Source organism: Candidatus Tisiphia endosymbiont of Melanophora roralis, assembly GCF_964026575.1.
GTDB lineage: Bacteria > Pseudomonadota > Alphaproteobacteria > Rickettsiales > Rickettsiaceae > Tisiphia.
The window spans coordinates 171,854-194,111 of record NZ_OZ032161.1 but is presented as its reverse complement, the minus strand read 5'-3'; the positions used below and the strand labels follow the sequence as shown (position 1 = coordinate 194,111).

Sequence of the window (22,258 nt, the reverse complement as noted above, 5' to 3'; positions counted from 1 at the left end):
AATTATATTTAACACAAACACAAAATTATGGATAGAAAAAGCAAAAAAGAATCTAGTAGTATTATAAGTCAGCAAAGCATTATCTCCACTCAATCTTCTAGTTCATCAACCAACTTACCTAGTAGTAGCAGTGCTGAAGTATTTCACTCCACACCTATGAATCCTTTACTTGTTACAAAAAAACATAAATCTTATATTTATAAGTTTTTAGAACATCTCTTTAAAATAGATATGAGTCAAGATGCGTTAGTAGATATCATAATTAATGAAGATATAAACGATAATCAAATCTTAATAGTAGGACGTCCTAAACTACTAGGAAGTTCAACAAAACAAATGCGACATGTGACTCCATATGCTTTCATAGAAAAAGCTATTAAGGAAATGGTTGTAGCAAAGAAAGAGCAAAGTGACTACATGGCTTATATGGAAAATATACTAGAAGCTATTAAGCCTATAATCAGCACTAAAGACGGAATATGTTTAACTACTGAGCAACATTCTAAACTAGTTGCTAACTCCACATTGCAAATTGAAGAACAAGAAATATTTAAACTATCTACTACTAGTAGAGAATATTACTTAATATATGACGATGCCCTTATAACACAATTTATAAATTGTAATGATTTTTCTCAAAACGAAAAAGATAAAGCTAAGACAGATTTTAGTTCTAAATTTAGCAAATATATCACTTATGGTATAAGATACCTCACTGAAGTAATACTGGATGCAAATGACCTTAATACTATAACAATGACTTGTGAAGGAATTGCAAGAATAATATTAACTTTATTTAATCAGGATAAGTATGCTGCTTTCCCTGACGAAGGTAATTCTTTATTGGAAGAGATACGTGTATATAAAAATAAAGATGATGCAAAAAAAGCAGCAACATTAAAATTAGAACAGCAGGAATATACTATAAAGTCTCACACTGAAATTACTAAATATCCCGTCCTACAATATGATGAGCGTATTAGAATTGTAAACAATGAGGGATCAATAGTTAAAAGAGCAGCGAAAGCATTAGATATTATAAATTCCTTAATATCTGGGAAACTAAATATTCACCACATAACAGAAGAAATGCATAAATATCAAGATCAATATAATACTAAATATAATTTTAATGTTAAAATAGGAGGTGTAAACCCTACTAATTCCCAATATAATACAAAAATTGATTTTGATAATAATTTACATAATATTTTTCAATTTTACGTTGCAAAGCATCTATACTCAGTGTTTGATTTTAAACCATTAGAAACAAAAGTATTGGCACCTAGACAAAAAGGTGAAGCTCATAATACTATTGCAGTATATCCTTCCGCCAGTGGAACAACAACAGCAAAATATTCAATACAAGAAGGAAAACTGTATAGAGAATTACAATATAATTCTAGAAAAGGTTACAATGATAATGCAATATTTCGTTCAAACATGGATAATAACACTATAAAAGACATACTACAAAAAAAAGTTACTACTCATATAATAATTTCACTAATACCTTTTAAAGGGTTAAAAACAGGATGTACAATAAATGATAGTCAAGAAGGGATGAAAGAAATATTCAATGCATTTCTAAAATTAGTACAAAATGATTATAAAAACACTAAAGATTGTCATGGGAAAACAATAACTTTGGATAACCAGTGGAAAGAACAAATTAATAGTGAGTATGTAAAATATAATGAGTCTATTGATAGATAATTATGAATTAACCTAAGCTTGCAACGTAATTGCATCAATAGTTATTAAATTAAAAGGTATAATATATTTCATATCAACAAATTACAGGAGAACATTGTATGCCTAAAAGTAACTTACAAATGGTTTTAGAGGAAAATCATTCGAGATTTTTTATTCATAGCATTCTTAATAACCCTGAGCCTATTACTCAATGGGTAGAAGAAAATCTAATTAATGATAATCCCAACACAAACGCTCAGTCAAAAATCGCATTTTATGAAGCAGAAAAGTCATTAATTATAAAGTATATTGCTGAAAATAAATTTGATAGGTTATCTACGCTTATTAATGCTATTGATCATGAAAAGTTTAGTAATAATCAGAAATTAAAGCTAAATGAGTGTAGAGTTTTAGCAAACGCTATAATAGAAGCACAAAAATATAGATGCGTAAGAGAAGATGGAAATGCTATACATAGTGACCTTAATAAATTATTACGTACTAAATATCAAGAATTAACAGATGAATCTTACAAATCTAAGATATCAGAAATAGTAGATCAAGCTCTATTAATTGTCTGCCATGAACCATCAAAAGCAGTTACTACTATGGGAGATGATGGGGCAAGTGGTAGTATGGTAGATACTTTATAAGGCATCATAATATGTATAGTCAAGCAAGCTAGAGGAGAAATTCCTCTAGCTTCAAACTATACATAAGCCATTCATCTCATACGACCCTTATCTATTGGGTAATAAAGCAAGTAGAGACTAAATCCGATATTAGTTATTACAATGATTTTATATATTAAAGATACTAAGAGCAACTATTTCCTCTTTTTCTTATTTAAAATTATTATAATTTTAATAATGCAACAATATACTATTCCTATAGTAGCGTAAATTATAACTTGAAGAACCAATAATCGTACTTGTCTTTTCAATGGTCAAGTTCCAATATTATGTATAACTTTAGCTTAGGTCAGTAATTATTTAATGCATAACTTAGTAAAATTTATTTTTATAACAGGAGGAGTAGTTTCTTCATTAGGTAAAGGTGTTGCTAGTGGGATTATTGGTGTCTTGTTACAGGAATATGGATATAGGGTGCGTTTAAGAAAACTTGATCCCTACTTTAATATTGATTCCGGTACTATGCAACCTAATGAACATGGAGAGGTTTTTGTAACTGAAGATGGAGCAGAAACTGATTTAGACCTAGGTCATTATGAGCGTTTTACTGCTGTTAATACTACAAAACGTGATCATGTTACAGCTGGTAAAATATACTCTGATTTATTATTAGGGGAACGCCAAGGTGCCTACCTTGGCAAAACAGTACAGGTCATACCTAATGTTACTAACCTAATAAAGGAATTTATTACTTCTAATCTTAATAAGGAAGATTTTATTATTTGTGAAATTGGGGGTACAGTAGGAGATATTGAAGCCCAACCTTTCTTAGAAGCTATCCGTCAGATTCGTTATGACCTAGGTAAAGAGAATACAGCTTTTATTCACATAACTTTAGTACCATATTTAAGAGTAGCAAAAGAACTTAAAACCAAACCAACTCAACATTCTGTCAAAGAATTAAGAGGAGCAGGTATTCAACCAGATATACTACTTTTAAGGTCAGAAAAACCTCTTCCTATTGACATAAAACAAAAAGTAGCTCTTCATTGTAATATAAGTCAAGAAAGAGTAATTCAGGCATTAGACCAAAAAAATATTTATAAAGCTCTTACTGCATATAGAGGTGATAATTTATGTGTACAGATATTAAAGCATTTTGGAGTAGCCCCTACAATTTTAGCTAATACAAAAAAATGGAATAATATTGTTAGACAAATTTCGAATTTAAAAACACACATTACCATTGCGATTGTCGGAAAATATATGAAAACTAAAGATGCTTATAAGTCGGTAACTGAATCATTAATGCATGCGGGAGTTGCTAATAGGTATAAGGTAATAATTAAGTGGGTTGATGCAGGTGAAATAACAGAAGAAAATATTACGGAAAAACTTGCGGACAGTGCAGGAGTTTTAGTTCTTGGTGGTTTTGGAGTACGTGATACGGAAGGTAAGATCCTAGCAATTAAGTATGTTAGGGAGAATAAAATACCTTTTGTAGGGATTTGTTTAGGCATGCAATTAGCATTAATTGAATATGCAAGACATGTATTAAATATAAAAGATGCTACTTCTTCTGAGTTTAATATTAAAGGGACTAATATAATATGTAATATGAAAGAATGGATTAGAGGTAGTTTAATAGAAAATAGAGAAAACAGTCAACAAGTAGGTGGAACAATGAGATTAGGAAGTTATCCGTGTTCTATTATAAATGATACACTTGCTTATAAAATTTATAAAAAAACAAATATTACAGAGAGGTATAGACATAGATATACTTTTAATATGATGTTTAAAAAACAATTTCAAAATACTGATATGATATTTAGTGGTTATGCATCTGATAATGATATGGTTGAAATTGTTGAATTGTTAAAACATCCATATTTTATAGGAGTGCAGTTCCATCCAGAGTTAAAATCTAGAATATTTGCCCCTCATCCACTATTTGTAGAATTTATTAAGTCTGCAAGCTCTAGCCTACGGTTTGGTGTTTAGAACAGAATGTAGGATGATCATTTACACAGGTTGCTTGCATGAAGGCATAAATAATTTTAGGTTCAATAAATGGAGTCCAGCTAAAAATGGGGGGTACGTCTTGATGAGTATCTGTTCAGGTGAACGGCATGCCTTTAACCTCTTGATATACGCAGATTTCGCTGTCAAAGAGCTAAATTAAACACTTGTCTGCAATCCCATATCCTAACGTTAAGAATTTTTATTATGTGGTAAAATTATTCTTCTTGAAACCCTGATCCTGTAAGGGTTTGCCACGTACTAAATAGATACCTTGATGAACAGGAATACAAGACGACTATAAAAATAAGACCAAAGATTGAAAGGCTAGTATCTAGGGCAATGTATTTTTGTTACTTTGGTAATTTTCAAAAATTAGGTACAGGAAATTTAGCAAGATTCAATTTACTAAATTGCTTCTGCTGTGAATTTGAAAAAATTTATCAAATCCCTTACGTTTTTTATAAAGTTCAGAGATTGGTCTTCACTTTATCCTAAAACTTCGTTTTAGGATAAGTATGTTATTGTTATCAGTCAATAATTTCGATATTTGAAAGCTACCATTTTATTTAAAATAACCTAAGTTCGATATAAGAGTAGAAGGATTATATAAAGATATAAGGGTTGCAGTGTAGTGGGAAGTGAATTAAAGTTACTAATTTTAACTGACAATTAAAGAGGTAACTATGTTCGCTTCCCTAGAGAAAATATTCTGCTCAATTGATGATTTTTGCAAGTATTTTGATAAAAATAATCAAAATTATTTTTTAGCAAATTTAGGCAAGAAAAGAAATAAGCCCTGTAACATGAGTTTAATGTAAAATGCTTCGTCAAAAGATTTTCAACTACAAATAACGGAGCATTTATGACTGTAACAAACTTTTTATCAGAAGTCAAAGATCCAAGAAACATGCGTGGGAAAAGGTATAATTTAGCAGCGATATTGCGGTTAATTGTTGCAGGTTTGTTGTGTAATTGTAATAGCATAGCGTCTATAGCAAGATTTAAGAAATTTTTAAGTAAAAAACTGTTACAGAATTTAGGTTTTTATAATGCTATTACGCCATGTTATAGTACATTAACTATAATGTTACGTAAGATAAATCCAAAGGATTTACATGATGCGATTGTAAAAGTAATTAGCGGAATGAAGGAAACTAAGGAGTTTCAGGAAGTGCATATAGATGGTAAGACTCTGAGAGGTAGTAAGGATTTAGAGAATAGAGCAATACAAGTTTTAACTGGTTTTAATAATAAAACTAAGTATGTAATTAGTTTTGAAGAAATATTGAATAAAGACGAAAATAAAGCAATGTTAGAAATACTACAAAATTTGACATACAAAGGGCAAATATCACTGCCGACGCAGCCTTTGACCACTCAGATATATGCGAAGAAATAATTCAACAAGGTGCTGATTTTGCTATATGTTTAAAGGGCAATGAAGCAAATTTATTGCGAACAACAGAGCAAGCTTTTAGCGATAGCAAGCAGGAAAATGTACGAACTTTTGAGAAAGATGTTGAATATAATCATGGTCGTATTGAACAACGAAAAATAGAAGTGATAGATATGCCTTGGGAATATCTAAATGGTCACAGGCATATAAAGCAATTATGTAGAATTACTAGAAGGCGTGAGCAAAAAAACAAGGAAAATTATACCGAAGAAACGGCTTACATGATTACAAGCTTAAGTAGCAGTGCTTCTGCTGAAATGTTATTGGATTTAAATAGAAAACACTGGAGTTGTGAGAATAATTTAAATTGGGTAAAAGACAGGGTATTTATGGAAGATAAATCAACAATTCGGAAAGATAATGCACCTATAGTTTTATCATTATTACGGAGTTTTGTTATATCAATAATAGCTACTATTTCTGCTAAAATTACTGAAACTAGGGAATATTATAGTCATTACAAACAATCTGTTTATACTTTATTCTGCAACCTCAGATTGTGACTTTAAATTACCCTGATCTTTAATCCTTGACTCTTAAGACAGTATCAGAACCATATTTATTACCTAAGGATAACATTAATTATGATTTCAGTACAGTAAAGGACAGCAATACTTTAGAAAATTGCATAAATATTGTGAAAAAAGCCGGGCTAGAAGCTTATTATATTAACCAAACTAGAAAGGATACAGGGATAGCTGTAGTCAAAATTATAGTACCGGGCTTGCGGCATTTTGGCAGAAGTTTTTCACCGGGTCGTTTATTTGACGTACCTGTAAAAATGGGATGAACCAAGCATCCTACTTTAGAAAAATATCTTAATCCTTATCCAATATTTTTTTAAAATATGGATAAATTAGGCGATGTTGTCACGAGATGTAATTATGTATTTGCTTAAATTACTAGTGATGCTAGCTTATTTGTGCTACAATTTGTTAGATATAAGGCTTTATGGTAATTTTCAAATATAATCAACTAGTATGATAGTTAAACTTTTGGATACTAATATACAATTTAAAGATACTGATTCTGTTAAGGATAATAGTAATCTACCTAGAATGAGGGTAGGTACTGATGATTTTAAAACATTATTGTTAAATAGTGATGTATTTGTTGATAAAAGCTTAATGATCAAAGAATTACTAGAAGACAGTGGAGAAGTAATTCTAATCACCCGACCAAGACGTTGGGGTAAGAGCTTGAATATGGATATGATTAGGAGATTCTTTGAAATAGAAATAGATGAGCATGGCAATCCCTTATCATTAGAGAATCAGAACAATAGCAAATTATTTACAGGTGGAAAAATAGATTTAGGACTTGCAACTGGTAGAAAAAAATTACTTCAAAAGCTCAAAGTAGCTGAGTATCCACATATTATTTTGGAATATCAAGGTCAATTCCCCGTAATATTCATCACTTTTAAAAGCGTAGAAGGCTCAAACTATCACGATATCGAACAAGGAGTAAAAAGCCAGTTACGGAAATTATTTCAGTCACATAGATATTTAGCTAATAGTGATAAGCTTGCATCAGATGAACGAGCAGATTTCAACCAATATTTATTTGGCGAGGTAACTCTAGACAATATCAAAAATAGTTTGGCTATTTTAAGCCATTTGATTTACAAACATTATAATAGAAAACCTTGGGTATTGATTGATGAATATGATACACCCATTAATAGTGCTTACAGATGGTTTGGTACTCATGAGGCAGAATTTCAGAAAGTGTTAGAAATTTTTCGTGGAATCATGAAATCTACCTTTAAAAGGGAAACTGGCGATCAAGAATTACCAGTCGAACGAGGAGTTATTACAGGAATTTTGCGGATTGCTAAAGCTGAGTTATTTTCTGGTCTGAATAATGTTCGTGAGTATAGTTTGTTAGACGAACCATTTGCCAAAGTCTACGGATTTACTGCAGGAGAAGTAGAAGAGTTGTTAAGCAAAGTACCGCTTGATACTAACCCAGAAGAAATTAAGAGATGGTATAATGGCTATAATTTTGGTGGAGAGATTATCTATAACCCATGGTCTATCATGCAATGCTTAGCAAGTAAAGGGAAACTAGATTATTATTGGGTTGACAGTGGCGGTACTGGTTGGATTGATAATGTTTTATTGTCAGATGAGATGCAGCAGGATATTCAAGTATTGGCTGCTGGTAAAGCTATTATTGCTCCTATTATGAAACAAATAAGTTTTAGTGATATTAGTTCACGTTCAGGTTTGTTTAGCTTATTACTATTTAGTGGTTATTTGAATCCTACCGTTGTTGAACCAACAAGAAATATTTTTGAATTAAGTGCGCCAAATGAAGAAGTAAAATTTATTTATGAAACTCGATTACTGCAATGGCTTGGCAAACAATTACAAATGGATAGCTCATTATATTATCCGCTAATGAGCTTACTGCCAGCTGGTAAAATAGAGGAGTTTAAACAAAGAATGCAGGAGTTGCTGCTGAATAGTACTAGTTTTCATCAAGTGGGAGAGAAAAAGGTCGAATTATTTTATAGTGGCTTTATGCTAGGGATTATTAACATGTTAGCACCGAGCTATATAATATCAAGTGAACAAGAATCAGGTGATGGACGCCCTGATGTAAGCATGATCCCCAAAGTTGGCAAAGGTGACAAAGCCATGATTATCGAGTATAAAATCGCTAAACCTTCTGAAGATTTAGCCTCGGTAGCTCAAATGGGCTTAAAACAGATTATAGATAAACAATATGATACTAAGGTAAAAGAACATTCTCATATCAAAAAAATCATTAAACTTTCCATAGCTTTTTGTGGTAAAAATATGGATTTACAATATCAGGTGACAATGCTTTAGTAATAGGTTGTAAGCGTTTGAATAATAAGTAATTTACTGTCTGTTATGGTTCTGAAATTGTCCACTACGCCCCGCCAATCCCTATCAGGGTTTCAGGATTTTCTTACTTTACTAAAAATTTCATATGTAATTCATATGTAACTTCTCAGACAAATTTCCTGAAATTTGACCTACAAAATAGTCTATTTTTAACCGTTTTTCACAGGGAGGAAATATGACAGAATCGTTAATTTTTTCCGACAACTTAATTGAAAATCCTGATACTATTTTCTATAATATAGTCGGTAATTTTGTCCCACCTGAGTGGCGAAATCTTACCAATAATTGTGGCAAACAATTAAGTAAAACATCTCGTCAACTTTTATCGTTGATAGTTTCTTGCACGAAAACTGATAGCTACAACAATATACAAGAATTACAAGAAGGCTATCATTTTTTCGAGAAAGAGCTAGGAGTTTGCCAAAGACGGGTTAAACAATGTCTAATAGAATTACAAACAAGTGGGTTCATTTATCACACTTTGATTACTACGGTCAAACATAACCTAAAATGCCGTAATATTTTATCTATCAAACTTCTTAAGAAATTTATAAATTTTCGTAAAGCTAATGATACTTCTTATCACGTTAATCGTACAAATATTCTACCTAACCAGCAAAAAATTTCCGGTCAACCGGAAAAAAATTACCACCCAACTGTAAAAAATTTTCAAAAAAACACATCTATATATAATATATCTATAATATCTAGATATGGAAAAAATCAAGAAAATTGTGGACAAGTCTGTGGACAAACTGTGTCAGAGTCTGAATCAACTGAGGAACAAAACGTTAATTTACCACTTGAGGTAACGACAAAAAGAGGTGAACAAAGTTTATCAGAAGTTGAGTCAACTACGGAGCAAAGCTTTGATTCATCGCCGGAGATAACGGTAAGTTCAGGTGAAAAAAGTTTACCAAAGCTTGAGTCAACTGAAGAAAAAAGTTTTAATTTACCTATGGAGACAACGGTAAACTCAGTAAATGAAACGTTACCCTGCAATTCCTCTAAGGCAGCTCCAACTGATGACGAGTCAGATTACGATTCAGATTCCGATTCAACAGACGGGTATTCAGGAGGTAGCGGGTCTGAGCAAGAAGCTAGTGGGAAATTGCCTAGGTGGCTCAGTGATATTACCAAACAGGCTAAAGGCTGGTATTCACCTAGGAAGCTAGAGATGTTTTACCCATTGAGCGGAGAAGATGCTGATTGGCTAAAAAGGCAAACAGGTCGTAATTACGAATTGAGTTTTGTCAACAAGCTATTGATTAAACATAGCGTGGACTCTCCTAATCGTCTCTTTGCCTGCAAGCAAGCAGTACTGAATTACATGAAAAAAACTTTGATTCATGAAATGCGTCCACCAGAGAAGGTAAATAACCCAAACTTTAACTTCGATCTGAACAATGCTACTAGGGCAAGAAAGGCTTATTTGCAAAAGGTAAAAGATAGTAAGGGCGTTAAACCACTGAATCAGTTGCAACGTAAGATTGTTGAAGCTTTTGAGGAGCATCAGCCTAGCACTGCTTATCAATTGCTGAAGAGGTGCAGTTTTTTTGGAGTATGTGACGATGAATACAAGATTGATCTAGCGGATATCTCTTTGTCAGAAACTGACAAATGCACATTACTCAAGATAGTAGCAGAGGTATATGGCAAAGATGTTCAGCAATTGCGTATTACCAACAAAAGAGAGGTATCGGATTATGATTTAGAGCTAAGTGGACTAAATCCAGAGTCAGTATGGTATAAAGTAAGGAAATATTTGTTAAAATTATACGGTGAACACTTGGACAAAGCTTGGTTTAGCAAGTTAGAAGCAATTGAAGAAGATACGACTTGCAATAAGCTTATTCTCAAACCAGCTACTGCCTTTATTGGGGATTGGATTAAGAGTAATTACAGGAGAGCTTTGGAAGATGCGTGCAGTAAACTGAATTATACTTTTGAGTTAATGAAAGTTGATAGAATGGCTGGACTGTAAGCTATGGCAAATAGCATTTAAAGCTATTTTAAATATGTTTATAAGAGGATTTTAATTTTTAGCTATTAAAAGGTATGTTAAAAACAAATAACACTATTGTACGAGTCTGTATTTGCGAAATTTTAAGGTATTATTGCAATAATAAACAAAAATTTGAATTGGTAGTTAAGTTGATGAAACTAATTGTATTAGTTGAGAAAAAAGAATGATTACAAAGAAGTTAATAATAATCAAGAATTATTTAATTAGGGTTGAAAACACTATAAAAACACTACAGAAGGTTATTTGAACTTAGAGAAGATGAGAGTAATGCACCTTGTGGATACATCACTATCTTCTTATGAAGAAGGTGGGGTTATACTAAATTCACCATCTATAGCTATTTTGCCAAGATTTTGTACGATTTTTATCAGTTTTTTACATTTTTTGGCAAAAATTGTTCGCGGAATCACCCGGGGGGTGGTAGCTATGCAAAATGGGGTATAGGGGGCGTCACGCGAAAAATTTTTTTGAGGTAATTAATCACTTGTTATTAAAAATTTTCACTTTTGTCAATTTTTTATATCTTAAAAAAAAATAACAATAAAATAGAAAATAAAGCATTGACAGCAATTTTTAGTTGTGATACACTGCAAAATATAAGGGGGATATTTTCAATTAATTAATTGGTAAAAAACCTGAAAATCAGCTATAATAAAGGGAATTATAAGGAATTTTTAAAGAGATGTACATGATCAAAAATTATGGTTTGTTTGAAAAATATTTAGCAAAGATATCATCTAGTAGCATTAGTAAGTTTGGCTCAATAGATGATATCTCTAATTTCCTATTATATCTTTGTGAACATGGTAACATCGTTATTGCAGCTAAGAAGGCTGATTGTATTTCACCACTTAGGTTGCACCGAGTTATTAATAGCGATAAATATTTAACCAAATGCGTCAATTTAGCTTTAGCCATTGCGGTAGATAGAGCAGAAGGGGTGTTATATGATAGGGCAATTAACGGTTATGAGGAAGTGACTTATAACAAGGATAATCAGGCAATAGCTACTAAGAAAAAATATTGCTCTAAGTCTTTGCTGGAATATCTTAAAGCCAATTCGCAAAAATATCAAACAAGGAAGCATGATGCTAGTTACCATAGGAAAAATAGTGATGAAGCTGAACAGGCAGCAAAAGCCCGAGAAATAGCAAAGATGATAGATGTAACTAATTTTGAAATAGAATCGTATGAAGCAGAATATGCACTTGCCAAAGGACAGTAAGACCAAAGTGATGAAAACTATTAGTAAAGCTAAAGCCAGCAAAGAGCTTTCTAGCTCTGCTTCTAAAAGTCTTAAATTTCCGGTGGATTGGTCACCCTATCCATTTCAGTTGCCTTTGTGGAGGTATTTATATAGCGGTGGTAAGAAAGCTATAGCCATTTGGCATAGAAGAGCTGGTAAGGATATTATGGGTATTAACTGGATCACTGCTAGTGCTATTCGAGAAGTTGGCATTTATTGGTATGTCTATCCTACCTATAATCAAGCTAAAATGAGCATATGGGATGGTATGACATTATCGGGGCGTCCTTATATGTCATTTATTCCTAAAGGGATTATTGCTCGTAGTCAGCAATATAAGCAACGGATATTATTTAAAAATGGTTCAGTGATTCAGTTTGTTGGTAGCGATCGTTATGCCACTATCAGGGGTAGTGGTATTAAAGGAGCAGTTATCTCAGAGTATTCTTATCATGATCCACGAGCTATGAGTTGCGTTATAGAGCCGATGGTAATTCGTAATAATGGCTGGTTGCTTTATTTGTATACCCCTTCTGATAATCCAAAACTTGTACATGGTGAAGAATTATACCGGAAATACCAAGATAGTCCGGAAGTATTTTGCCAAATAAAAACTATTGAAGATACTACTGATCATGAGGGGCAGCCATTAGTTGATAAAAACAAGTTGACTTCAGTCGACATGAGTAACGAAGAGATTCAAAGAGAGTTTTATTGTGACTTTGCTGCTTATCGTTACAAGAGAGCTGATCAAGGTGGTACTTTTGTTGAACAGTTACGACTAGCTGAAAGTCAGGGGCGTATTGGCTATGTGCCATATGACCCAGCCTATCAGGTTCATACTTACTGGGATATAGGGATTGTTGATTATACGGTTATTTGGTTTGTTCAAGAAAAAAAAGATTCTATCGATATTATTGACTTTTATATGAACAGGGGTAAGGATTTAGAGTTTTACTTGACGCATTTAAGAACTAGACCTTATCAATATGGACGCAATGTATTGCCCCATGATATGAGTCGAAGGCAAATGCCAACTTTGGATACAAGATTACAACAAGCTAATGAGGTAGCAGAGAAAGTAGGCTTCTCGCCTTTTGCTATTGGTAGGAAATATTTACGGGAAGAAATGATAACCAAGGCAAGAATACTACTCAGTAAATGCCGCATCGACGCCCAAAAATGTCAACGTGGCATTAACGGACTTTTCGAGTTTGATGCTACAAAAAGAGGAGTGCATTCTAATTCATCTAGAGCAACTGATATAACCGAGAGCTTTTGTTATCTTGCCATGGATGTTAAAACTGGTAATGAGCAACAACAATCGCAATATAATATATTACAATATCGTAAAGTAATGAATGATTACAATGCGTTGGAAAGATGATGGAGCAGAAGAAGCAAGAATTGATGATGCAATAATAGATAATGGTAATTAATAAATAATTAAGGCAAAGTAATATATGTGACCAATATTAGGTTTACTAGGACTTGGTGCTTTAGCGGTTGGTGCATCTAGGAACAGGTACATTACTGGAGCTGATACATCAAGACAGAAGCGTCTCTATAATGAGTCACGAGATCGTTATAGTAATTATGCGAGTGAAGCACAAAGTACTATCAATAATTTGTCGCAGCAATTGCAACAAGCTCAGCAGGGCTTACACTCTCTAGAGGAGCAACAGTATCAAGCTAGCATGAGAAGCTATGATATGCAACACCAACTAGATTATCATACTCGACAATATGAGAGTGGCTTAAAAAACATAGAATCACAAAGAGCTAGTTTGGTCACATCAGCTGATCAGCTAAAACAAGCTTTTGCAGCATTTACACAAAAAGCTCCTGCTCTTGATGCAAAGATAAGCGAGGTAGAGCAATTACCGGGTCAATTCCAAAACCTGTATGATCAAGTAGCCCAGCGAAGAGAAAGCTTGAAAGGTTTAACCGAAGAGGAAGCCGGTAGCCACATTTCTAAATATCAGCAAGATGTTGAATTGTTAAAAAAGCAACGTAGTGAAACAGAAAGTAAAATACGTCATTCGATGGATAGTATCACCAAAGAGCATCAACAGCTAACAAGGGAGAAAGCTAATCTTGAACATCAGCTTACTAACTATCAATCACAGCAAAATCGATTGTCGCAGGATACTAGTAACTTTGATAATGCTAGACAACAATTGCTCAGCATGATTGAACAATGCAAACAAGAACAGAATAGACAAGAGCAAATCACTGCTAACTATACAAGGCAGCGGTCGCATGCTGAAGGGTTGCAAAACCAGTTAAGAAGTTATGGGGAAGCTGCTCAAAGCCAGTTGGATAGCTATGGCAGGGATTTAGAGTGGCGAGCTGGTAAGTATCAAAAATCTGCAAGAGTGACTGGGCTAGCACAAGGATTGGGACTAACAGCTTTAACTTTTGGACTTGGGGCAGGCTTAGGAGGGATTGCTGCTGAGGGTTCAATACTTGCTGGGATAGGTTCGGGAATCCAAATGTTATCCCCGATCGTGGGTATTGCTCATTATATGAATAAATCCGATATTAGTCGTAAACTTGCTGGTTTAGAAAGAATTAATCTTAACAACAATGATCCAAGTATAGGAGCTGATTTGTCGCGAATAGCAAGATACGGTCCATCAGGATTAGAAAAAAGAGCCATACCTGAACTTGGTGGTCTAAAACAAGCGTTGGAACATTTTGGCATGCGGTCAGTGCCACAATTAAAAGATTTACCACCGTTGCACGAATCTCTTGGCAAGATCGTGTCGCTTAAGGATATTGAAGGGTTAACCCTTGGTTTGCCTAGTATGACGGCAGCTAGCGGTAAAAAGTATAACTATGAGGTGTTATATGATAATGAGTTCATTAAGAAACTCAAGAAAGTGTCAAAGAAGCTGGGCGAGCCTTATTTAAACCCAAACTCAACCATAAATCCAAACGCAACACGTACCAATTACAACACAAATATGGTGACATCTTATGGCTGATAGTGATTTAAACAAAAAGATTGAATATTTTGATAATCTCAAAACTAAACGGGAGAAGTGGCATCATATATGGGATGAGTTGAAGAAATATGTTTGTCCACAAACGGAGACTAATAAGGTAATATTTGACTCAACTTCTATTTGGTCAAGAGAGCAATTAGCATCAGGTTTACAAAGCTTGCTGGTAAACCCAGCAATGAATTGGTTTAATCTTACTATAGTTGCTGAAAATGATGAGCAACAGCAATATTTAACCACCGCTGAACGCAACATGCTAGCCCAAATGCTAGAAAAAACCCTAATGGATATATTTAATAATCCGGCTTCTAATTTTTATAGTCAGATTCATCAATTTTTCTTGAATTTATCAGCTTTTGGTACTGCAATATTCTATGTTGAAGAAGATTTAGAATTAGCACAGACCCTGTTCTTTCGTAATATTAATTTGCAGGAATGTTATTTTGAAGAGGATAAGTTTGGTTTTGTTAATACAATGTACCGACTATTTAGCATGCCGATAAAATCGGCATCAGCGAAATGGGTAGACTTTGCTCCTTTCAAAGAAAGGTTAGCCCGAAATCCTGATGAAATAGTAGAAATATTGCACATAGTTAGCCCACAAGCTCAAAATCAGAAAAGTAAAGGTAGAAGAGCAATGGTAACAGCTAGTCCTTCAACATCTAGCTCATCGCTACTGCCCTATAGTTCAGAGTACATCTATCTCGCTGAACAAAAAATTATCAGTCAATCAGGTTATTCTTATTTCCCATTTTTTGTAACGCGGTGGGTAAAAGAAGAAGGTGAAGTATATGGTTATGCTCCGGCTCATCATGTGCTACCTGATATTAAATTACTCAATAGTTTAAGACAAATTACCCTAAAAGTAGCCCAAAAACAACTAGACCCACCATTATTAGTGCCAAAAGATGGATATTACTTACCGCTATACACTACGCCGGGCAGTGTTAATTTCTATCGTAACGGTATGGCAGATAAAATAATGCCCCTAACTGGTATGGAGAATATCCTACCGACTGAAATCGAGCAGAATCAATGCCGCGATGCTATATTTAAGGCATTCTATGTTGATATATTCAGAATGCAGAAAGAAAACAAAGAAATGACTGCCACTGAGGTGCAAATTAGAACGGAAGAACAATACCGTTTAATGTCCCCGATGGTTGGAAGAATTGAGAGTGAGTTGTTAAATCCGTTAATTATGGCGATATATCAAACACTAATCAAATATAACAGAGTACCGATCTTAGAGGGGGCAAATAGCCCACCTGAGATAGAGATTGGATATGTTTCACCACTATCTAGGGTACAAAAAACATCAGCAATAGCCAGCGTTGAACAAGTATTAGGTTTTTTCCAAAGAAGTGGTATAAGTAACTTTTTTCCTGAGATTTATGATAATATTAACTGGGATGAGTGTTTTAAACTATTTTTTGAACTACGAGAAGCCCCAAGCTCAATCCTCAAGAGTGAACAAGAAGTATTACAAATCAGACAACAACGTAAGATGATGCAAATGCAACAATTACAACAGCAACAACAGATACAAGGGTAAGGAGTACATGAAACTATCATCATCCCCATCAAATTTACGAACAAAAGAACAATTAAAATCAATTTATTGCAAGCTTTTTAGTGGAGAAGATGGTAAAATAATATTAGAGGATTTAGCTCAAATGAGTGGTATATATCGCAGCAATTTTGTTCGACAAGAAAGTGATTACACTGCTTTTCTTGAAGGACACCGATCTTTGTTCCTATATATATGCTCGCAGGTCTCAGAAGATGATGGAGTTAATAATATTGATGGTGCTAAAATAGAGTAGTAGTTTACAATAGTAAAAAAATAGTTTTTAAACAGACAAATGTGATTTTTTATAATGAGGATAACTTATGAGCAGTAAACCGCTGATATCGTTGGACTATGCAATTAAATATTTACTCAAGAACAAAGGTGACTATGAGATAGTCGAGGGATTTATTTCGGCGATACTTAGAGATGCCGGCGGCTATTCAGCAGTAAAAATCATTGCCTTACTGGAGAGTGAAAGTAATAAAGAAAGTGTAGACCTAAAAAAAAGCATTGCTGACGTTGTTGTTGAAGACCAACAAGGTCATAAATATATTGTTGAGATAGATCGCACTTATACTAGCTTGTTTCTCCATAAAGCTTGCTTTAATACTAGCCGGTTGATTGTTGATAGTATTTATGCGAGTCAAGATTATGCTAGCATCAAAAAAGTATTTCATATCAACTTAATATATTTTGCTTATGCAGGTATGAAATCGCCTTTATATTACGGTAAAACTATTTTTAGAGAAATCGATAGAGAACATCCTATAGACCTGCATCTTGCTGATACAGAGGGTAAGGTAGTGGATATTCATAATGTATTTCCAGAATATTTTGTTATTTCCGTACCACTTTTTGACGATATTATAAAAAAGGAAATGGATGAATGGTTATATTTTGCTAAACACAATGAGGTTAGAGATGATTTTAAATCACCTTATATGAAGAAAGTAGCTGAACGACTTAGCATCCTAAAAATGACTACAAAAGAACGTATAGCTTATAATAGATATGTCAATGAATCCTTAAAACAACGTGATTATATAGTTTCAGCTGAGCAAAAAGGGATTGAAAAAGGGATTGAAAAAGGTAGGGAAGAAGGTGAAGAAAAAAAAGCTATAGCCATGGCAAAAGAAATGTTAATTAATAATGAGCCAATAGAAAAAATAGTTAAATATACAAAACTAACCATTGAAAAAATAGAACAGTTAAAAGAAGAATAATACGATGAGCAAAGAATTAATTGCCAATAACTATGAAACTAACCCTACTTCCTCTGCTAGCGATTGGCTAGCTAATATGCCTGAGGAAATACGTAAAGCTGAGTCACTGGGTAAATTCAAGGATGTCTCATCTTTAGCTCAGAGCTATTTGGGAGCAGAAAAGAGCTTGAATCAACGAATTGCCGTGCCAAAGGATGACAGCTCTGATGAAGAGTGGCATAAATTTTATTGTCGACTTGGACTGCCTGAAGATAAGAGATATACTGATAAACGATCCAAGGAAGATGAGGAGTATTTAACTCGTTATGAAGATATGTTTTACCAAAGCGGACTATCTAAAAGGCAAGGTGAGAAGCTACTTAATTCTCTGCATGGTTTTTCGCAGGATTTACAAAAACAGCAAAAAAATGCTATCGAGCAAACACGTCACTCTCACATTGGTTGGTTGAAAAACACTTATGGTGAAGGTTTTGACAGTAAGATGACAGTGATGCAGGCAGCCTTGTCTAAGTTTGGTACTAAAGAACTAGCTGAATTAATTGAAGATTCCAATTACTCGCCAGCTTTAGTAGATTTGTTAGTTAGGGTTGGTGAAACTTTAAAATCCGACTCGTTAGTAACTGGTAAAGAGCTACCTGCAATTAATAGCCGGGAAGCTGCATTGTCAGAGATAGAAAAACTTGATTCTGACCCTGAGTTTATGGTAAAATTAAGGACTAAAGACCATACGGGACATGATCAAGCTGTTAGACGTATGCAACAATTATATAAGATCGCTTATGATAAAAAACAATAAAAAATAACGTAACTAACCAATCATTAAAGTCATGAAGTAGGTGACAACTCATTTAAGGCTGCAACTTCGCAATAACCTATCATAAAAGAGCCACTAATAGCATATATACCCGAAAGCTTGTTAGCTGCATAGCGGACAACAACCACATTCTAGCATAAATGATATAGCACTTTAAATATTGATAGATTATTTGAGGAGGAAAAATGGAACAAATAACAGATGGTCTTAAAGAACAATTTGCCAAAAATATCAGCCTAGGTTCTTATATCTTTAAATTATGATATAAGCTTCTTAGGATTTACCTTTATTACTAGTGAGATGTTGGGTGGTATATTTGATGATACTGGGGATGCGGTTCAATCTAGATATGCTGTTAAGGACTGCTATGCCTTTAATGAAGGAGCTATAAGATTTAACACGGTCAGTGGTTCTAACAAGAAGGGCATTGAAGAGCTAGTACAATATCATTATGCCAAGGTGCTATATTATAGTGAAGCCTTTGGAGCTAGCCGTGATAATGAACAAGCAGTAGTAGTAATTAAATGTTTAGAGAATTACGATCGTAGCAGCCATCAAGGGGCATTGTGGGAAGAAATAGCGAAAAAGAATCACCGAAGAGGTGTACATAGCATAACAATGCCATGGCAGATGTTTGGTAGTCAGTGTCGTAATGTTGATAATAAGGCGGATATCAATGATAATAATTTAGCAGTAATGGCTAACAATAACTTAGCTACTAGGGTACGAGGGCTTAACATGAGAAGAGCGTGAGAAGAGCGGCTGCCGGTGCTGCTGCTGATGTTGGTGATGATTTTGGTGGTGTTGATGCTGATGATTTTGCTGATGGTGCTGTTGATGTTGGTGATGGTGACATTGAGGACGATAACTTTGGTGGTGGTATTGTTGAGAGTGAGAATGAGGATGATGCATAACTACAAAATTTATAAATAACGCCGTAAAACCCATATGTCTTTAGCATGTGGGATGTAAGGCGTTACTTACCTTGAGTTTCAATATATCGTCTAATTGTATCGGAATTAGCTTCGCCAATCGAGCAAACAAAATAACCATCCGACCAAAAAGTATTTTCTTTCCAAAATTGTTGTTTTAAATATTCATAGTGTAAGAGCTTGTCCGCAAACTAAGTAATAGAAGTAATCCTACGAAGAAGTAATCGACTCATAGCCAAAAAAATTATATTTTCACTAGAATCAGTAAGAAAATCATATTCCTTGGAGAGCCTTCTATTTCTATTTATCCAAGCAAAGGTTCTCTCAACAACCCATCGCCTTGGCTGTACTTTAAGAGCTTGTCCGCAAACTAAAATTAAGGTATGATGAAGTGAACAAAGTATTATTAGTAAGAAGTATAGAAGAATGAGCAGAAAAAATTATCCAACAGATTTAACAGATGAAGAATGGTTAAGGATAGAGGGTTTGTTTCAAGTATCGTATGTAAAGGGAGGTAGACCTTTAAAACATAGCAAAAGAGAGATTTTGAATGCAATTTTTTATGTATTACGTACTGGGTGTCAGTGGAGATATATGCCGCATGACTTTCCAATTTGGAAGACAGTATATGAACAATTTAGAAGATGGAAGAAGCAAGGTGTATTTGAACGTATGAACCATGAACTTATCAAGGATGTTAGACGAAAATTAGGTAGAAATGAGTATCCTAGTGCTTGCATAATAGATAGTCAGTCTGTCAAGACAACAGAAAAAGGGGAGCTAAAGGTTATGATGGAGCTAAGAAAATTAAGGGCAGAAAGAGGCATATTATTACCGATACACAAGGCTTTGTATTAGGTTGTTATGTCGGTTCTGCGAATGAGAATGATCGATACGGAGCTACAGTGCTACTCAGTAACATGCAAAAAGAGTACACTACTATTAAACAAATGTGGGCTGATATGGGGTATCAGTCTAAAGATTTAAAGGGTCTCATTAAGGAAAAGTATAACATAGATTTAGAAATTGTTAAACGCCCAGTGTGCAGATTTTGGATACCAAAAAATACACCACTAGAACTATTGCCAACAAGGGAAGTTGGGTTTAAAGTACAGCCAAGGCGATGGGTTGTTGAGAGAAGCTTTGCTTGGATAAATAGAAATAGAAGGCTCTCCAAGGAATATGATTTTCTTACTGATTCTAGTGAAAATATAATTTTTTTGGCTATGAGTCGATTACTTCTTCGTAGGATTACTTCTATTACTTAGTTTGCGGACAAGCTCTAACTTCCATATTCTGTATGTAGATATTGATTTTAAGCGATTAACAATAGAACTAATAGCAAATTGAGGAGTGATATTTAATAATATATGAATATGATCTTGGTCAGTTTCGATGATGTCGATCGAGAAAGAAGAGTTTTTAGATACCTCAAAAATAATTTGTTTAATATTATCTGAAATCGCTTTAGATAAAAGCTTTTTTCTATATTTACAAACAAACATTAAGTGCATTTTTATGCTATATTTACATCTATTTTTTGAAATATAGTTTGACATCATACCACAATTATTATACTATATGCTATGATAGTATAATTTAATAATAATGCAAACTAATTTCGCTTACAAATATCGAATATATCCGACTAAAGAGCAAAAGCAATTACTCTCTAAACACTTTGGTTGCGTGCGTTTTGTATGGAATTATTTTTTAAACGAAAGAAAGGAACACTATTTAAAAAATAAAGAAGAAATAGAAGCAAAAAGGATAAAAGGTAATTTAAATTATTACGATAATGCCAAACAACTAACCTTGCTAAAACGAGAAAAAGAGTGGTTAAGAGATTGTAATTCTCAAAGTCTACAAGCAACCTTAAAGCATCTTGATAGTGCTTATAGAATGTTCTTTAGGAAGACTCATGCTTTTCCTAATTTTAAGGATAAAAATGCTAAGCAGTCTTTTACAATTCCACAACATTTTAAATTAGAGGATAATAAAATACACTTTCCTAAATTTAATGAGGGAATAAAAGTTGAAGAACATAGAAAATTACAAGGTAAATTTGTAGTAGCAACATTATCTAAAAGCACTACAAATAAATATTACATTTCTATCATTGTTGAGAAAGAAATACAAACCTCTTCGTTAATAGAAAAATCAATAGGTATCGATTTAGGAATAAAAGACCTAATAATTTGTTCTGACGGTAAGAAGTATCACAATATCAGATCATTATCTAATTTAGAGGACAAGTTAAGATATAAGCAAAAACAATTATCAAAAAAAGTAAAAGGAAGCAATAACAGAAAAAAAGCTAAGCATAAAGTGGCTATTGTTCACGAGAAAATTAAAAATACTAGAAGCGATTATATTCATAAAATTACTAAAGCAATTATCAACGAAAACCAAGTAATAATTGCAGAAGATCTACATGTTAAAGGTATGATGCGAAACCATAAGTTAGCTAAAGCAATTAGCGATGTAGCGTGGCATGAGATACATAGACAACTTGAATATAAAAGTAAGTGGAATGATAGAGCCTATCATATAATAGATCGGTTTTTTCCTTCTAGCAAAATGTGCAGTTTTTGTAATTTTGTTAATGATCAACTAACACTAAAAGATAGAACATGGAGTTGTTCAAGTTGTGGTACTCAATTAGACCGGGATTTAAACGCATCAATAAATATACTAAATCAAGGTCTAAACAATTTACAGGCGGTAGGGATTACCGTCTAAAGCTTGG

General features: G+C 33.6%; 21 protein-coding genes and 2 pseudogenes. 20 read left to right on the top strand and 3 right to left on the bottom strand.

From position 1 onward, the window contains the following. Positions 1–27: 27 nt before the first annotated feature. The 18 genes from AAGD53_RS00910 to AAGD53_RS00825 all read left to right on the top strand — a co-directional run bounded on the left by AAGD53_RS00910 (position 28) and on the right by AAGD53_RS00825 (position 19,491). Positions 28–1,716, top strand: coding sequence for a hypothetical protein (locus tag AAGD53_RS00910; RefSeq protein WP_341762925.1), 1,689 nt, complete (start codon positions 28–30; stop codon positions 1,714–1,716). Positions 1,717–1,814: 98 nt separating this feature from the next. Then, positions 1,815–2,348 (top strand): hypothetical protein, encoded by a 534-nt coding sequence (locus tag AAGD53_RS00905; RefSeq protein WP_341757351.1) that lies wholly within the window; start codon positions 1,815–1,817, stop codon positions 2,346–2,348. Between the two features lie 342 nt (positions 2,349–2,690). Then, entirely contained in the window at positions 2,691–4,331 is a 1,641-nt protein-coding gene (locus tag AAGD53_RS00900) for a CTP synthase (protein ID WP_341757352.1), read from the top strand. An 883-nt stretch (positions 4,332–5,214) separates the two neighbouring features. Then, on the top strand, positions 5,215–5,751 hold the full coding sequence (locus AAGD53_RS00895) for a transposase family protein (RefSeq protein WP_341757353.1): 537 nt from the start codon (positions 5,215–5,217) through the stop codon (positions 5,749–5,751). Continuing rightward, the gene (locus AAGD53_RS00890; protein ID WP_341762175.1) at positions 5,688–6,311 is read left to right on the top strand and encodes an ISAs1 family transposase; all 624 of its coding nucleotides are present in this window, start codon (positions 5,688–5,690) and stop codon (positions 6,309–6,311) included. The genes AAGD53_RS00895 and AAGD53_RS00890 overlap by 64 nt, the downstream gene beginning before the upstream one ends. 134 nt (positions 6,312–6,445) lie before the next feature. Further along, on the top strand, positions 6,446–6,598 hold the full coding sequence (locus AAGD53_RS00885) for a YcaO-like family protein (protein WP_341761638.1): 153 nt from the start codon (positions 6,446–6,448) through the stop codon (positions 6,596–6,598). Between the two features lie 190 nt (positions 6,599–6,788). Further along, positions 6,789–8,648, top strand: coding sequence for an AAA family ATPase (locus tag AAGD53_RS00880; protein WP_341761637.1), 1,860 nt, complete (start codon positions 6,789–6,791; stop codon positions 8,646–8,648). Between the two features lie 214 nt (positions 8,649–8,862). Further along, positions 8,863–10,671 (top strand): DnaA N-terminal domain-containing protein, encoded by a 1,809-nt coding sequence (locus AAGD53_RS00875; protein ID WP_341762924.1) that lies wholly within the window; start codon positions 8,863–8,865, stop codon positions 10,669–10,671. 309 nt (positions 10,672–10,980) lie between these two features. Next, positions 10,981–11,157 (top strand): hypothetical protein, encoded by a 177-nt coding sequence (locus AAGD53_RS00870; RefSeq protein WP_341762923.1) that lies wholly within the window; start codon positions 10,981–10,983, stop codon positions 11,155–11,157. A 244-nt stretch (positions 11,158–11,401) separates the two neighbouring features. Then, positions 11,402–11,938 (top strand): hypothetical protein, encoded by a 537-nt coding sequence (locus AAGD53_RS00865; protein WP_341762922.1) that lies wholly within the window; start codon positions 11,402–11,404, stop codon positions 11,936–11,938. Continuing rightward, positions 11,916–13,346, top strand: a complete 1,431-nt coding sequence (locus AAGD53_RS00860) for a hypothetical protein (protein WP_341762921.1) — start codon at positions 11,916–11,918, stop codon at positions 13,344–13,346. Before AAGD53_RS00865 ends, AAGD53_RS00860 begins: the two co-directional genes overlap by 23 nt. Before the next feature lie 241 nt (positions 13,347–13,587). Beyond that, positions 13,588–14,949 carry a hypothetical protein gene (locus AAGD53_RS00855; RefSeq protein ID WP_341762920.1) on the top strand — a complete coding sequence of 454 codons (1,362 nt, stop codon included), beginning with the start codon at positions 13,588–13,590 and terminating at the stop codon, positions 14,947–14,949. Next, the gene (locus AAGD53_RS00850) at positions 14,942–16,522 is read left to right on the top strand and encodes a portal protein (protein ID WP_341762919.1); all 1,581 of its coding nucleotides are present in this window, start codon (positions 14,942–14,944) and stop codon (positions 16,520–16,522) included. The genes AAGD53_RS00855 and AAGD53_RS00850 overlap by 8 nt, the downstream gene beginning before the upstream one ends. 7 nt (positions 16,523–16,529) lie before the next feature. Then, positions 16,530–16,793, top strand: a complete 264-nt coding sequence (locus AAGD53_RS00845) for a hypothetical protein (RefSeq protein ID WP_341762918.1) — start codon at positions 16,530–16,532, stop codon at positions 16,791–16,793. A gap of 67 nt (positions 16,794–16,860) precedes the next feature. After that, the gene (locus tag AAGD53_RS00840) at positions 16,861–17,763 is read left to right on the top strand and encodes an Rpn family recombination-promoting nuclease/putative transposase (RefSeq protein ID WP_341762917.1); all 903 of its coding nucleotides are present in this window, start codon (positions 16,861–16,863) and stop codon (positions 17,761–17,763) included. A gap of 4 nt (positions 17,764–17,767) precedes the next feature. After that, on the top strand, positions 17,768–18,559 hold the full coding sequence (locus AAGD53_RS00835; RefSeq protein ID WP_341762916.1) for a hypothetical protein: 792 nt from the start codon (positions 17,768–17,770) through the stop codon (positions 18,557–18,559). Positions 18,560–18,877: 318 nt separating this feature from the next. Beyond that, entirely contained in the window at positions 18,878–19,330 is a 453-nt protein-coding gene (locus AAGD53_RS00830; protein ID WP_341762915.1) for a phage capsid protein, read from the top strand. After that, entirely contained in the window at positions 19,327–19,491 is a 165-nt protein-coding gene (locus AAGD53_RS00825; RefSeq protein ID WP_341762914.1) for a hypothetical protein, read from the top strand. The genes AAGD53_RS00830 and AAGD53_RS00825 overlap by 4 nt, the downstream gene beginning before the upstream one ends. Before the next feature lie 62 nt (positions 19,492–19,553). Here the strand turns inward: AAGD53_RS00825 and AAGD53_RS07700 are convergent. Continuing rightward, positions 19,554–19,670 (bottom strand): annotated as a pseudogene (locus AAGD53_RS07700) (transposase); the annotation flags it as partial. Between the two features lie 30 nt (positions 19,671–19,700). Further along, positions 19,701–19,871, bottom strand: a pseudogene (locus AAGD53_RS00820) (transposase); the annotation flags it as partial. 64 nt (positions 19,872–19,935) lie between these two features. Between AAGD53_RS00820 and AAGD53_RS00815 the strand changes: the two are divergent. Then, a protein-coding gene (locus AAGD53_RS00815) for an IS5 family transposase (RefSeq protein ID WP_341762384.1) occupies positions 19,936–20,777 on the top strand; the annotation gives its coding sequence in 2 pieces (ribosomal slippage) (positions 19,936–20,308 and positions 20,308–20,777; 843 coding nt in all). Here the strand turns inward: AAGD53_RS00815 and tnpA are convergent. Continuing rightward, entirely contained in the window at positions 20,745–21,014 is a 270-nt protein-coding gene (gene tnpA / locus AAGD53_RS07695) for an IS200/IS605 family transposase (RefSeq protein WP_410521124.1), read from the bottom strand. The two genes, AAGD53_RS00815 and tnpA, sit on opposite strands and share 33 nt — an antisense overlap. Positions 21,015–21,117: 103 nt before the next feature. Between tnpA and AAGD53_RS00810 the strand changes: the two genes are divergently transcribed. Beyond that, a complete protein-coding gene (locus AAGD53_RS00810; RefSeq protein WP_341762913.1) occupies positions 21,118–22,251 on the top strand; it encodes an RNA-guided endonuclease TnpB family protein in 1,134 nt (377 codons plus the stop codon). The last annotated feature ends 7 nt before the right edge of the window (positions 22,252–22,258 follow it).

Coding starts and splice junctions, on each gene's coding strand:
- tnpA (WP_410521124.1), bottom strand. CDS start 21,014: ATGTTTGTTTGTAAATATAGAAAAAAGCTTTTATCTAAAGCGATTTCA.
- AAGD53_RS00850 (WP_341762919.1), top strand. CDS start 14,942: ATGGCTGATAGTGATTTAAACAAAAAGATTGAATATTTTGATAATCTC.
- AAGD53_RS00900 (WP_341757352.1), top strand. CDS start 2,691: ATGCATAACTTAGTAAAATTTATTTTTATAACAGGAGGAGTAGTTTCT.
- AAGD53_RS00905 (WP_341757351.1), top strand. CDS start 1,815: ATGCCTAAAAGTAACTTACAAATGGTTTTAGAGGAAAATCATTCGAGA.
- AAGD53_RS00810 (WP_341762913.1), top strand. CDS start 21,118: ATGCAAACTAATTTCGCTTACAAATATCGAATATATCCGACTAAAGAG.
- AAGD53_RS00895 (WP_341757353.1), top strand. CDS start 5,215: ATGACTGTAACAAACTTTTTATCAGAAGTCAAAGATCCAAGAAACATG.
- AAGD53_RS00860 (WP_341762921.1), top strand. CDS start 11,916: ATGCACTTGCCAAAGGACAGTAAGACCAAAGTGATGAAAACTATTAGT.
- AAGD53_RS00870 (WP_341762923.1), top strand. CDS start 10,981: ATGCACCTTGTGGATACATCACTATCTTCTTATGAAGAAGGTGGGGTT.
- AAGD53_RS00845 (WP_341762918.1), top strand. CDS start 16,530: ATGAAACTATCATCATCCCCATCAAATTTACGAACAAAAGAACAATTA.
- AAGD53_RS00830 (WP_341762915.1), top strand. CDS start 18,878: ATGTTGGGTGGTATATTTGATGATACTGGGGATGCGGTTCAATCTAGA.
- AAGD53_RS00880 (WP_341761637.1), top strand. CDS start 6,789: ATGATAGTTAAACTTTTGGATACTAATATACAATTTAAAGATACTGAT.
- AAGD53_RS00865 (WP_341762922.1), top strand. CDS start 11,402: ATGATCAAAAATTATGGTTTGTTTGAAAAATATTTAGCAAAGATATCA.
- AAGD53_RS00835 (WP_341762916.1), top strand. CDS start 17,768: ATGAGCAAAGAATTAATTGCCAATAACTATGAAACTAACCCTACTTCC.
- AAGD53_RS00840 (WP_341762917.1), top strand. CDS start 16,861: ATGAGCAGTAAACCGCTGATATCGTTGGACTATGCAATTAAATATTTA.
- AAGD53_RS00910 (WP_341762925.1), top strand. CDS start 28: ATGGATAGAAAAAGCAAAAAAGAATCTAGTAGTATTATAAGTCAGCAA.
- AAGD53_RS00875 (WP_341762924.1), top strand. CDS start 8,863: ATGACAGAATCGTTAATTTTTTCCGACAACTTAATTGAAAATCCTGAT.